This window comes from Rhizobium sp. NLR10b, from assembly GCF_019685435.1.
Classification (GTDB): domain Bacteria; phylum Pseudomonadota; class Alphaproteobacteria; order Rhizobiales; family Rhizobiaceae; genus Rhizobium.
Genome location: NZ_JABDWV010000020.1, coordinates 68142 through 80925, shown reverse-complemented (window position 1 = coordinate 80925; position 12784 = coordinate 68142). Strand labels below are relative to the sequence as shown.

General features: G+C 61.1%; 13 protein-coding genes, 1 tRNA gene and 1 pseudogene. 5 read left to right on the top strand and 10 right to left on the bottom strand.

The features are described from left to right. The 5 genes and pseudogenes from HJB91_RS27250 to lipB all read right to left on the bottom strand — a co-directional run. Positions 1-127: pseudogene (locus tag HJB91_RS27250) on the bottom strand (S-(hydroxymethyl)glutathione dehydrogenase); the annotation flags it as partial. Between the two features lie 107 nt (positions 128-234). Beyond that, positions 235-2244 (bottom strand): acetyl/propionyl/methylcrotonyl-CoA carboxylase subunit alpha, encoded by a 2010-nt coding sequence (locus HJB91_RS27245; protein ID WP_210631217.1) that lies wholly within the window; start codon positions 2242-2244, stop codon positions 235-237. A gap of 107 nt (positions 2245-2351) precedes the next feature. Then, the gene (locus HJB91_RS27240; RefSeq protein ID WP_221156441.1) at positions 2352-3056 is read right to left on the bottom strand and encodes a hypothetical protein; all 705 of its coding nucleotides are present in this window, start codon (positions 3054-3056) and stop codon (positions 2352-2354) included. A 39-nt stretch (positions 3057-3095) separates the two neighbouring features. After that, positions 3096-4073: a DMT family transporter gene (locus HJB91_RS27235; RefSeq protein WP_259669963.1), complete on the bottom strand. Its 978-nt coding sequence runs from the start codon at positions 4071-4073 to the stop codon at positions 3096-3098. 80 nt (positions 4074-4153) lie between these two features. Further along, positions 4154-4873, bottom strand: a complete 720-nt coding sequence (lipB, locus tag HJB91_RS27230) for a lipoyl(octanoyl) transferase LipB (RefSeq protein ID WP_210631220.1) — start codon at positions 4871-4873, stop codon at positions 4154-4156. Between the two features lie 53 nt (positions 4874-4926). On the opposite strand from lipB, the gene HJB91_RS27225 reads away from it, so the two are divergent. Continuing rightward, the gene (locus tag HJB91_RS27225; protein ID WP_221147725.1) at positions 4927-5091 is read left to right on the top strand and encodes a hypothetical protein; all 165 of its coding nucleotides are present in this window, start codon (positions 4927-4929) and stop codon (positions 5089-5091) included. After that, positions 5056-5140 (top strand) — tRNA-Leu (locus tag HJB91_RS27220). Before HJB91_RS27225 ends, HJB91_RS27220 begins: the two co-directional genes overlap by 36 nt. A 184-nt stretch (positions 5141-5324) precedes the next feature. Here the strand turns inward: HJB91_RS27220 and HJB91_RS27215 are convergent. The 3 genes from HJB91_RS27215 to HJB91_RS27205 form a co-directional block, all read right to left on the bottom strand. Next, complete coding sequence (locus HJB91_RS27215; protein WP_210631222.1) at positions 5325-5693, bottom strand: hypothetical protein; 369 nt, start codon at positions 5691-5693, stop codon at positions 5325-5327. Positions 5694-5996: 303 nt separating this feature from the next. Further along, the gene (locus HJB91_RS27210) at positions 5997-6509 is read right to left on the bottom strand and encodes a BON domain-containing protein (RefSeq protein ID WP_221156439.1); all 513 of its coding nucleotides are present in this window, start codon (positions 6507-6509) and stop codon (positions 5997-5999) included. Positions 6510-6580: 71 nt separating this feature from the next. Further along, positions 6581-7075: a peptide deformylase gene (locus HJB91_RS27205; protein WP_221123572.1), complete on the bottom strand. Its 495-nt coding sequence runs from the start codon at positions 7073-7075 to the stop codon at positions 6581-6583. Between the two features lie 241 nt (positions 7076-7316). On the opposite strand from HJB91_RS27205, the gene mgtE reads away from it, so the two are divergent. Both mgtE and HJB91_RS27195 read left to right on the top strand, forming a co-directional pair. Continuing rightward, a complete protein-coding gene (gene mgtE, locus HJB91_RS27200) occupies positions 7317-8729 on the top strand; it encodes a magnesium transporter (protein WP_064802760.1) in 1413 nt (470 codons plus the stop codon). A 64-nt stretch (positions 8730-8793) separates the two neighbouring features. Then, on the top strand, positions 8794-9186 hold the full coding sequence (locus HJB91_RS27195; protein ID WP_011425479.1) for a MerR family DNA-binding transcriptional regulator: 393 nt from the start codon (positions 8794-8796) through the stop codon (positions 9184-9186). A gap of 28 nt (positions 9187-9214) precedes the next feature. Here the strand turns inward: HJB91_RS27195 and HJB91_RS27190 are convergent, their stop codons facing one another. Beyond that, the gene (locus tag HJB91_RS27190) at positions 9215-10204 is read right to left on the bottom strand and encodes a heparan-alpha-glucosaminide N-acetyltransferase (RefSeq protein WP_221156437.1); all 990 of its coding nucleotides are present in this window, start codon (positions 10202-10204) and stop codon (positions 9215-9217) included. After that, positions 10204-10968 (bottom strand): DUF599 domain-containing protein, encoded by a 765-nt coding sequence (locus HJB91_RS27185; protein ID WP_210631226.1) that lies wholly within the window; start codon positions 10966-10968, stop codon positions 10204-10206. Before HJB91_RS27185 ends, HJB91_RS27190 begins: the two co-directional genes overlap by 1 nt. Before the next feature lie 399 nt (positions 10969-11367). Between HJB91_RS27185 and HJB91_RS27180 the strand changes: the two genes are divergently transcribed. After that, positions 11368-12771, top strand: coding sequence for an L-serine ammonia-lyase (locus tag HJB91_RS27180; protein WP_210631227.1), 1404 nt, complete (start codon positions 11368-11370; stop codon positions 12769-12771). Positions 12772-12784 lie beyond the last annotated feature (13 nt).

Here is a 12784-nt window from a genome sequence, read left to right as displayed (position 1 = left end):
CGGTGTGGCAGATGCCGGTCGCCTTGACTTCCACCAGCACTTCGCCGGCCTTCGGGCCGTCGAGTTGCACGGTCATCACTTCGAGCGGTTTTCCAGCCTGAACGGCAACGGCGGCGCGAACGTCCATCTTCCCAATCTCCCTTGTAACATTATCAGACGAACCTTGGCATGTCAGGCAAGCCGGGCTCAAGAGAAAACGCCGACCGGCACTGCTGCCGCCCCTGCCGTGTTCCTTCAGGCGAATTCCATGATCACGGCATCGACGGCCAGGCTTTCACCGGGAGCGGCGTTGATCTTCGAAACGACAAGATCGCGTTCGGCGCGCAGGACGTTTTCCATCTTCATCGCCTCGACGATCGCAAGCGTTTCACCGGCCTTGACCTCCTGGCCTTCGGCGACCGCTATAGACACGACGAGGCCGGGCATCGGGCAGAGCAGGAGCCTGGAGGTGTCGGGCGGCAGCTTCACCGGCATCAGCCTGTCGAGTTCCGCGTGGCGCGGCGAAAAGACTTTGGCGGTCACCGACAGTCCCTGCCAGTCGATGCGCACGCCGTTGAGGGCGGGACGGATTTGCGCGGCAATATCCTTGTCGCCGACCTTGCCGCTCCAGACCGGATCACCCGGTCTCCAATCGGTGACAATGCTCCGGCTTTCATCCTCGAATTCCATCTCCATATCGAAGGGAATGGTGACGAGGCCATCGAGCAGTCTGACAGCGACGTAGCTGCCTCCTGTTTTGACCACCCAATGCTCCGGCAGTGTGGCCGATGCGGCGCGCAGGCGATCGGCGAAACGGTCGCGGCGGTTCGCTTCGATAAGCGAGGCAGACAGCGCGATTGCGGCAAGCGTGGCTTCCTCCTGCCGGTCCGGCTTCATCGGCGCGAAACCGTCAGGATATTCCTCGGCAATAAAGCCGGTGGAAAGCCGGCCCTCGCGCCAGCGCGGATGTTTCATTAGCGCCGACAGGAAGGGAACATTGTGTTCGATGCCGTCGACGACAAAGCCGTCCAGCGCCTGGCCCATGGCCTCGATCGCTTCACTGCGCGTCGGCGCCCAGGTGCAGAGCTTGGCGATCATCGGATCGTAATACATCGAGATCTCGGCGCCCTCGAATACGCCGGTATCGTTGCGAACGACAATGTTGCCGGTCCTGCCTTCCGCTGGCGGGCGGTAGCGCGTCAGTCGGCCGATCGAAGGCAGAAAGTCGCGGTATGGATCTTCAGCATAGAGCCGGCTTTCGATCGCCCAGCCATCGAGCCTGACAGCCTCCTGGCCGAAGCCGAGCGGCTCTCCCGCCGCGATGCGGATCATCTGCTCGACGAGATCAATGCCGGTGACGAGTTCGGTCACGGGATGTTCGACCTGCAGGCGGGTGTTCATTTCGAGGAAATAGAAATTGCGGTCGCGGTCGACGATGAATTCGACCGTGCCAGCGCTCTGGTAGTCGACGGCCTTCGCCAGCGCCACCGATTGTTCGCCCATGGCCTTGCGGGTCTTTTCGTCGAGGAAAGGCGAGGGTGCCTCTTCCGCGACTTTCTGGTTCCGCCGCTGGATCGAGCATTCCCGCTCGCCGAGATAGACGACGTTGCCATGCGCATCCGCCAGCACCTGGATCTCGATATGGCGCGGCTCGACGATGAACTTCTCGATGAAAACGCGGTCGTCGCCGAAGGAACTCTTCGCCTCCGAGCGGGCGCGCTCGAAGCCGTCGCGCACCTCGGCTTCGTTCCAGGCAATGCGCATGCCCTTGCCGCCGCCACCGGCAGACGCCTTGATCATGACCGGATAGCCGATCCCGCCAGCGATCGTTTCCGCATGCGCGGCGTTCTCGATGATGCCGAGATGGCCGGGCACGGTAGAGACGCCGGCCGCATTGGCGAATTTCTTCGATTCGATCTTGTCGCCCATCGCCATGATGGCCTTCGGCTTCGGGCCGATGAAGACGATGCCCTGCTTTTCCAACTCGGCGCAGAAAGAGGCGCGTTCGGACAGAAAGCCGTAACCCGGATGCACCGCTTCGGCGCCGGTCGCCTTGCAGGCGGCGGTGATCTTCTCGGCGACCAGATAGCTTTCCGACGCTGCGGCGGGGCCGATATGGATGGCCTCATCGGCCATTTCGACGTGCAGCGCGTCCCGATCCGCGTCCGAATAGACCGCAACGGTCGAAATGCCCATGCGGCGCGCGGTCTTGATCACGCGGCAGGCAATCTCGCCGCGATTCGCGATCAGGATTTTCTTGAACATCGAGACTCCACCCAGAAATGCGTTCCGGAGTTTTACGCATAAAATACCGGAACGCACAATCGGCTTGGGGCCGGCACGCGGGAGATGTGGGGCTAAGCCGCCGAATGTCAGGCGACGACGGCTTCCGCAACGGATTCCTCATCGACGATGCGCAGCCAGCGGCTGCGCCGCGGTTCCGGGCGATCGCGCAGCGTGACGGAGGCCATGATCCCAGCCCAGTGCGGATGGTTGGCGCCCGGCAGCGTTGCCTGCTCGATCTGATTGAGGACGCCATATTCAGCCGGCGACACGGCGATGACGCCGCCTGCGGCGATGCCTCTGAAGATGCGCATCGCAAAATCGACGTCCTGGCGCGTGATGTTCTTGCGGTCGACGGCGCGCGACACATTATAGCCGCCGATGCCGTCGGTGATCGCCAGGCGAAGCTGGTCGAGGGCAAGCGCTCTCAATTCACCCGGGACATCGGTCGAAATCTCCATGACGTGGAGAATGAGCTCGAGCTCCAGCGCCGAGTTGACGACGCCGTCGGTCGCGAACATGCGCGTGATCCAGGCAACGTTGATTTCATCAAGCGAGCCCTGCGGATAGGTGTAATGGACGATAAAACCGGCGATCTGCTCCACAAAGAAAGCGTTCCACTCGGCACATTTTTCGGGACAGGAATTGTTGAGCGCCAACATTGCAACGACATCCTGAGACGTCCGGATCCCCTCGGGGAAAGCATGTTTGCGCAGCAGCACGATATCTTCGGCCGTCAGCCGATGCTTACCGGCCACGACACAGGCCGGAAAAGCGAGACGGAATTCGCTCATGTTTTAACTCCAGGCTTCATCATGAAGCCGGAAACAGTTTTAGCGGTCGGGAATTGACGATCCCTCAAGAAGGGGAGTTAACCGCCTGCTGCGCCAATCACGAAGATTTAGCGATCGCGCCTGCAGCCGCTCTCGCCAGATGATGAAGAGGCCGGATGCGACGATGATGAAAATGCCGATCCATTTGGAGAAATTCGGGAAATCATTGAACAGCGCATAGCCGAGCACAGTGGCCGAGATGATCTCGAAATATTGGAACGGGGCAAGCAGCGACAGCGGTGCAAGCCGGAAAGCCCGCACCACCAACATATGCGCATATCCTGAGATCGAGCCGAGGGCGACAAGCAGCGCAAGGCCGAGGCCGGAGGAGGGCAGGGAAATGGCGAAGTCCCCATTACCGGCGCTGCTGCCGACGAGAAGGGCGGCCGCCATGAAGATCGTTCCGCCGATGCCGGCCATCGTCTGCATGGTGAGCGGTGAATCAGCCTCGCCGATCGCGCGATTGAGGAAAAGATAGAGCGAGAAGAGAAAGGCGCAGGCTACCGGCAGCAGCGCCTTCAGGCCGAAAATCTCGTAACTCGGCTGGATGACGATCATCGCGCCGCCGAAACCGACGACGATTGCCATCCAGCGCCGCCAGCCGACCTTCTCTCCGAGAAACAGGGCCGACATGGCGGTCAGCATGAAGGGCTCGACGAAATAGATGGCGAAGACGTCGGCAAGCGGCATGTATTTGACGGCGACGAAGAACAGCAGGCTCGCAGCCCCGTGCAGTACGCCGCGCAGCAAATTCATCCACGGCCGCTTGGCGGAAAGCGCCTCGCGTCCAAAAATGGCAAAGAGAATCGGCAGGGTGCAGGCGATCTGGAAGAAGAAGCGGTAGAAGGTGACCTGAGCCGGCGACATCGATTCGAAGGTCGCCATGTATTTGGCGATGGCATCCATGACCGGCAGGATGAACATGGCGCCGGACATGATGGCCATGCCCTGCAGGGAATTTTCAGGGGGCTTTGACATGGCTGCCGATTCTTGTGGGAACAGCGCCCATCAATCACGGGAAAGCCGGACAAATCAAGCCCGTGAAACCGCTCAAGCGGTCAGAGATCATTCGCCGTTTCACCAAAAACCGTCTCGAAAGCGGCCCGCAGCCGGATGTCGACATCCGCCATCATGACGGGAAGGCCGAGATCGACGAGGCTGGTGACGCCATAGGCCGATATCCCGCAGGGCACGATGCCGCTGAAATGATCAAGATCGGGATCGACGTTGAGCGACAGGCCGTGGAAGGTCACCCATTTGCGCAGCCGGATGCCGAGGGCGGCAATCTTGTCTTCAGCCATCGTGCCGTCCGGCAGCAACGGCTTTTCCGGGCGGCGGACCCAGACGCCGACACGATCCTCGCGCCGCTCGCCGCGCACGTTCATCATGCCGAGCGTGAGGATGACGACCTCCTCGAGAGCGGCGACGAAGGCGCGCACGTCCTGGCGCCTGCGCTTCAGGTCGAGCATGACGTAGGCGACGCGCTGACCGGGTCCGTGATAGGTATATTCACCGCCGCGTCCCGTCGCAAAGACCGGAAAGCGGTCCGGCTGGACGAGGTCGCCCGCATTGGCGCTGGTGCCGGCGGTATAGAGCGGTGGATGCTCGACGAGCCAGACAAGCTCGTCGCCGCCTTCTCCGATCGCCGCCACCTCGCGCTCCATCGTCGCCACCGCCGCCTCATAGGCAACGAGTTCATCGGCGATGCGCCAGCGCACCGGCCGGGTGCCGAGTTTCGGGAGCATGGAGAATTCGAGATCGGTGCGAAGCATGGCCATTCCTTGCCGCCTGTCCCAAATGCCTGACGAAATAGGGGCGGCAGGAGACCTATATGGACCCGTTTTCCGGCCAATTCAAATGCCGTGAAAGGTTTTCAAAAAAACTGTCATATCGCCCTTGTGCACCCCAAATGCTTTTGCTACATGCTGCCCCGCCGACGCAAATCGGCATCTACCACGATGCGGTCGTGGCGGAATTGGTAGACGCGCAGCGTTGAGGTCGCTGTGGGGCAACCCGTGGAAGTTCGAGTCTTCTCGACCGCACCAGATTATTAAAAAACCCTCGTGACCATTTGGTTCCACGAGGTTTTTTTATGTCTTGATTTTCCCAGATATACGCGAGAGTGCCGCGACGCAGGAAATCAGCGCGTCCCCGGCCACGGCACCGGACAGCTGAACAGAAAAAAGGGCCGACTGCGGCCCTTTCGTCCCGATCGTCTGTTGTGGCCGATCAATGCGTTGCGCGGCAGGCTTCGGTGCGCGAGGCGCCGCTGTCGGCACCTTTGGTATGGGAGCCGCTCGGGCCGATCATGCTGTGGCACGGGGGCAGGGTCTTGATGCTTGCGGTCGCGGTCTTGTCGATCGCCGGGTTCGTCATGGCAACCGGGGCGAAGCCGTCGCTGTCATTGGTGTAGTCGCTGGAATAGGCCGGAGCCTTGTGGTTGTTGCCATAGTGCACGGGGGCAGGCTGCGCCATCTTTGAGGGCGCAAAGCCATCGCTGTCGTTGGTATAATCATCGGAATAAGTCGGCTGAGCGAAGGCAGCGCCGGCAAGGCTGACGGCAAACAGGGACGCGGCGAGGGCAAATCTGATGCGCATGGTACTTCTCCTCAATCTGTTGTTGCATTCAACAACATAAACCATCCCCGGCAGCTAAGATTTCGCGCGCCAATTGCGGCAATATTGTGAACGGAAGTTGGCCGATTCACTGCGTTTTCTTCAAATGAAATCACGGTGTTGTCAATGACCGTGACGCTTCCGTTACGGCAGCCACCGGACCAAATGGACGGCAGACTGCCTGCTCATGCTGCAATTGCAAATTGTTAACTTTTGGTAATGTGAGGTAAGACCGGACGGGAGGCGACGCCGCCTCCGTTCAATGATAACCATGGGCGTCACAGATCAGTCCTCGTTCGGGATATGCGCGTCAACCCCGGTCAGCTGCAGCTTATTGCGAACATGGTGGACGCCGTCGACCGAAAGCGCGCCGAGCTCGACCTTGCGCGCAATGCCGATCGTCTCGACCGAGCCTTCGAGAGTGATGACGTGACCGTCCGCATGAACCTCGATACTGTTGATATCGACCTCGGGAATGTTTTCGAGAGCGTCGTTCACCCGCGCCTCGAGCTCGTCGCTTTCATCGCGATCGATCATACCGGCGCGCAATGAATCCTTCAGGCGGTTCTCGTTGCCGTCTCGGTCTGTGCCATCGACTCGGAACCCTGTGTTGGGATCGCTGTCGAAATTTGCCGAAGTCTCGCCATAGGGACGGTTTGCCGGGTCGCCGGCAGCGGTGCCATCGGCATAAGGCCAGCCATCATCGAGATTGCGTTCCTCGAGGTCGCGATAATCTTCTTCACGGGAAAGCTCGGGGGCCTCGCGTGAAATCGGGGTCTTGTCACCGATCCTTGCCATTATAGTCGCTCCTAGTTTCTCTCGTGACAACGCCGACAGGGGCGAATGGTTCGGTGTGGCGGTGCGATTTGTCAGCCTTGGGTTTTCTCCCATTTTTTGACGAGGCGTTCGCGTTTCAGCCGCGAAAGCCGCTGCAGCCAGAAGATACCGTCGAGCTGGTCCACCTCGTGCTGGACGCAGATGGCGAGGAAACCTTCGGCGGTCTCCTCGTGCACGACGCCGCCGGGATCCTGATAGCGAAAGCGGATCGCCCGTGGGCGCGTGAGCTCTTCGGTCGCGCCGGGCATGGAGACGCTACCCTCGGCATGGTTCATCGTCTCCTGCGACCGCCAGGTAATCTGCGGATTGACGTAGAGGCGCGCACTGTCGGCCCGGTCGAGCTCCAGCACCGTCACACGGAGGAAGACGCCGACATGGGCGGCGGTGATGCCGACGCCGGGGGCTGCGCGCATCGTCGCCAGCAGGTCGTCGGCGAGCGCTGCCAGCGACGTATCGAAGACCGTCACCGGTTCGCAGACGGTCTTCAGGCCCGGATGCGGATAGCGCAGGATCGGACGGATGGGCATGAGGCAGGCTCCCCTCTGTTTGAGCGGCGGGGAAACTATCGCCGGCCGCAGACATTGTCATCACGAAGCACGGTTGGCGCTTTACGACAAGGATGCTTTGAGCTAGCAGGGGCCAAGAATTCCGGCTGCGGGCGCTTCGCGCGGGATTCGCTTATCCACTTGTTGACAATGTGTTTTCGGCCGACATTTGCGAATGCGATGCGGTAATCGTTGAAATTCGAACCAGGTGCGAGGGCGGCAGATGACCACGACCGATGGGGAAGACCGCATCCGCCGGCGCGATGACGAGGAAGCGGATATCTACGACGAGGACGGCAATGTCCGCGGCGATTTCCTGGCGCTCGTTGGTGCGGCGATCGCCGATCGTGATACGCTGTTCCTGCGTGGGAATGTCGCCCGCCTGCATGAATCCGAAATAGGCGACCTGCTCGAATCCATCCAGCCGGATCAGCGCCTGGCGCTTGTGCGCCTGCTCGGCGAAGATTTCGACATGACGGCGCTGACCGAGGTCGACGAGGCGATCCGCCGCGAGATCGTCGACCAAATGCCGAACGAACAGATCGCAGCGGCGATCGGCGAGCTCGATTCGGATGACGCTGTTTACATTCTCGAAGACCTCGACAAGGAGGACCGGGAAGAAATCCTCGCCCAGATGCCGTTTACCGAGCGGGTGCGGCTGCGCCGGGCGCTCGACTATCCCGAAAGCTCGGCCGGCCGCCGCATGCAGACCGAGTTCGTCGCCGTACCGCCATTCTGGACGGTAGGGCAGACGATCGACTACATGCGCGACGAGGAGGATCTGCCCTATTCCTTCTCGCAGATCTTCGTCATCGATCCGACCTTCAAGCTGCTCGGCGCCGTCGATCTCGACCAGATCCTGCGCACCAAGCGGCAGACGAAAATCGAGCAGATCATGCGGGAGACCAACCATCCGGTTCCCGCCGAGATGGATCAGGAGGAGGCCGCCCAGCTCTTCGAACAATATGACCTGCTCTCGGCTGCCGTCGTCGACGAGAACGGCCGGCTGGTCGGCGTGCTGACGATCGACGACGTCGTCGACGTCATCCACGAAGAGGCGGACGAGGACATCAAGCGCCTCGGCGGCGTCGGCGATGAAGAACTGTCGGACAACGTGATCTCGACGGCGCGATCGCGTTTCCTTTGGCTTCTGATCAATCTCGGCACGGCGATGCTGTCGGCGAGCGTCATCGGCCTGTTCGACGCCTCAATCGAGAAAATGATCGCGCTGGCGGTGCTGATGCCGATCGTCGCCTCGATGGGCGGCAATGCCGGCACGCAGACGATGACGGTGACCGTGCGTGCGCTCGCCACCCGCGATCTCGACATCTACAATGCCGGCCGCATCATCCGCAGGGAGGCCGGCGTCGGCATTCTCAACGGCGCCGTCTTTGCGACGATCATGGGCGCGATCGCCGGTATCTGGTTTCACGACTATCAGCTCGGCGGGGTGATCGCGGCGGCGATGATCATCAATCTGATGGCGGCCGCGCTTGCCGGCATCCTGCTGCCGCTGCTGCTCGACAAGGTGGGAGCGGACCCGGCGATTGCCTCGTCGGTGTTCGTGACGACGGTGACCGACTGTACCGGCTTCTTCGCTTTTCTCGGCATCGCCACTTGGTGGTTCGGCATCTGACGGGCGCCGAAATTGACTATTACGTAAAAGTCAATATTATTGCCGGTTCGACGACGGGGAACACATGCCTGTGAACAAATATTATAGCATAACGGAGCTGACGCGCGAATTCGGTGTCTCGACGCGCACGCTCCGCTTCTACGAAGACGAGGGACTGATCCATCCGGAGCGGCGAGGGCGCACGCGTCTCTTCCGGCCGGCGGACCGACGGCTCATTGGAGAAATCCTGCGCGGACGGCGGATCGGCTTCACCATCGCGGAAATCCGCGAGATCATTCAGGTCTATAAGGAGCCGCCCGGCGAGCTCGGCCAGCTGAAGCTTCTGATGAAGCGCGTCGACGAGAAGCGTGAGGACCTGCGCCAGAAGCGTAAGGACATAGACGACACGCTGACGGAGCTCGACAATATCGAAGAGGCCTGCCTCGGCCGCCTCGCCGAAATCGGCGTTACCACCTGAGACTTGCCGCAAAACGGTTGCCGGTCCTTTATTGCGCCTCGGCACTGCATTCGCTGGCGATCGTCTGAACCCGCTCATCGTTTTGAAGATCGATCTTGCCGGCCTGAAGCGGTATCAGCAGCGCCTGGGCCTGCAATCTGTCGAGCGTGCACTGGCAAAAGCTGCGGCAGAGCGCTTCGCCTTGCTGCATGACGCAAGCGGAGTTGCATTGCTTAAGGTAAGTTTCGACCGGATCCGGCTGCGGCGGCGGGACGACAATGGAAAGTCCGTAAGCGATCGCGATCAGCACCGGCTGATGAATGAGGTAGAAGGCAAGGCTGTGGCGGCCAAGCTTCGCCGGCCACCAGGAGCCTGTGCCGATGGCCGCGAGCCGATGCGGCAGCCTGGTTCTGATGGCGATCAAGGCGATGCTCAAGCCAACGAAAAACGGCGTAGCCCAAGGAAACAGTGGGACGTAATCGTTGGAGCGTTGCGGCGTTTCGGCAAGCCCGATCCAGGCGAGATATCTCGGATCGAAGAAGGATGAGCGGAGCAGGCCCGGTGTGCCGAAGTTGTCGAGGATCCAGGCGCCAAGGAGCGCGACGGTGACGAGGAGCGTCAAGGCGAGCGGCAATCTGACAAAAACGATGCCGATGAGCGTGAGTACCGCGATGCAATGCAGGATGCCGAAATAGATCCAGGTGTCCGGGATTGCAATGCGGGTGGCGACCGAGATGACCGCGGCGGCCCCAGCTATCATGCCGAAACGTTTCCAGAAGGACGGCCAGCGAATCGTCGGCGTGCTGGAGAGCACCAAGCTGACGCCGACGATGAAGAGAAAGGTCGTGGCGATCGCCCGGGCATAGATCTTCAGCCAGCCGGTCTCGGCCGTGCCCGGCGCCAGATAGGCCATGAACTCCATGTCCCAGGTGAAATGGTAGCTCGCCATGGCGATCAGCGCGACGCCGCGCGCCGTATCCAATAGACCGATGCGCGGCGGTTTTGCCACCGCATCGGTGTGCATTGCCGGCATGGTCATCAAAGTCCCCTGGTCGAATCATTTCCGTCGTTCGACGGCGTGTCGCGGCGAATAGCAGAAAGGTGGAGATTTGATGGCGGGCCTGCATCCATGATCGCCAGCCGCGCCTCCGAAAAGAACTGTCGCCGGGTCAGCACGAAGATGACGGTCGCCGTCGTCAGCATGAAGACGTAAGGATTGATGAACCAGCCGAGATAGCCGATCGACAGGAAGATTGCCCTGAGACCCTCGTTGAAATTGCTGCCGGCGATGACATTCATGCGGATGACGCGCTCGGCGGCCCGCTCGGCGGCGATGATGTCGCTCTCGGCATCGCGCATCATCGGGATGGAGCCGAAAAGGATGGTGCAGTAATTGAACAGCCGATAGGACCAGCCGAACTTGAAGAAGGCATAGCCGAAAAGCGCCGCCAGTCCGCCGACCTTCATCTCGAAGGCGGCATGGCCGCCATGGAGCACGAAGGGCAGGTCGGCAAAGACGGCGTCGACCTTCTCGGTTGCGCCGAGCAGCGCGAAGCAGCTGCCGATCGCGAAGATCGAGGTCGAGGCGAAAAAGGCCGTGCCGTTCTGCAAGCCGGCCATGATCTGTGTGTCGATCATCTTCAGGTCGCGGCGTAGCGAATTGTAGATCCACTCGCGGCGCCGTTCGGTCATCGCATGCGTCAGACTGGTGCGGCCGAAGAAGGTGCGGCCCTTGAGCAGCCAGGAATAGCCCATCCAGACACAGGCAAAGAAGGCCAGAGCAATGTAGTCCGCCGTCGTCATCAGTGATTCAGTCTCCGCATGAAGTGCGGCCACCTTACATATGCATCGAAATGCTGCAATGACCGGAAGGCCGGGCCGCCGGATTTCGGCGCCTGACGTGTCCGAAAGCACGCTGCAACGCTCTGTATCGATACATCGTACTTTCCGAAAAGCGATTCTGATATTCCGGCCGATGCGCTGAAACAGGACTATTTCGGGCCGGCTCGGCTCGAGCTCTGAATCCTGTTCCAAATTAAATAGTTAGCGCATGATACTGTCTGAAACTGCCGCTTTTCGGCATCGTACTCCGGGTGTATGGTCCCGGGAATGTCGCATCGGCTGCAGGCGATGTCGGTGGCCCGCGCGGGTTCAAAACCGACCCTGCTTAAGCTTGCAACTTCATATTCAAAAGGCGCATCCATGTTTCTTTCGGTATTCGACGTGTTCAAGATCGGTGTCGGGCCGTCGAGCTCGCACACCATGGGTCCGATGTCGGCTGCCAACCGGTTTCTCGATCTGATCCTGTCGAATGAATGGCCACGCCCTTCATCGGGCGCGCAGGTCGCCGCGATCAAGGTCAGCCTGCATGGTTCGCTCGCTCATACCGGAATCGGCCATGGAACGGGCAGGGCCGTCATTCTCGGACTGATGGGTGAGGCGCCGGACAGTGTCGATCCCGACAGGATGGACGGCATCATCGATACCGTCGAGCGCACCGGACGCATCACCCCTGCAGACCATCCGGCCTACCAGTTCCAGCCGAAGACCGACCTGATCTTCGACAAGAAACAGCCGCTGCCGGGCCATGCCAACGGCATGATCTTTTCGGCGTTTGACAAGGACGGCCGGCTGCTCCTCAAGCGCATCTATTATTCGGTTGGCGGCGGCTTCGTCGTTACCGACACCGAGCTGGAACAGATGCGGGCGAAGAAGAATGCCACGGGCGGCGTGCGCGTCCCCTATCCCTTCTCGACCGCCAAACAGATGCTGGAGATGGCGGAGCGCTCCGGGCTTTCGATCGCGCAGATGAAGCGGGCGAACGAGGAGAGCCAGCGCAGCCAAGAGGAGCTCGATCAGGGGCTCGACCGCATCTGGGAAGCGATGCGCTCCTGCATCGAGCGCGGCCTCAAGGTCGAGGGCGTCATGCCCGGCGGCCTTAACGTCAAGCGCCGCGCCCGCCGCATTCACGACAAGCTGCAGGAGGAGTGGCGTAGCAATCGCGTCAATCCGCTGCTTGCCAATGATTGGCTCAGCGTCTATGCGATGGCCGTCAACGAGGAGAATGCCGCCGGCGGGCGCGTCGTCACCGCGCCGACCAATGGCGCGGCGGGCGTCATTCCGGCAACGATCCGTTATTATGAGCATTTCCACGAGGACTGGGACCAGAACGGCATCCGCGACTACCTGCTGACGGCAGCGGCGATCGGCGGCATCATCAAGCACAATGCGTCGATCTCTGGCGCCGAGGTCGGCTGTCAGGGCGAGGTCGGCTCGGCCGCGGCGATGGCGGCTGCAGGCCTTGCAGCCGTAATGGGCGGCACGCCGGAGCAGATCGAGAATGCCGCCGAGATCGCGCTCGAACATCATCTCGGCATGACCTGCGATCCTGTCGCAGGCCTCGTGCAGGTTCCCTGTATCGAGCGCAATGCGCTCGGCGCCGTCAAAGCCGTCACCGCGGCTTCGCTCGCCGTCAAAGGTGATGGTCAGCATTTCGTGCCGCTTGACGCCTGTATCGAGACGATGCGCCAGACTGGCCACGACATGAGCGAGAAATACAAGGAAACCTCGACCGGCGGCCTGGCTGTCAACGTCGTCGAATGCTGAGCGTGCGGACTCC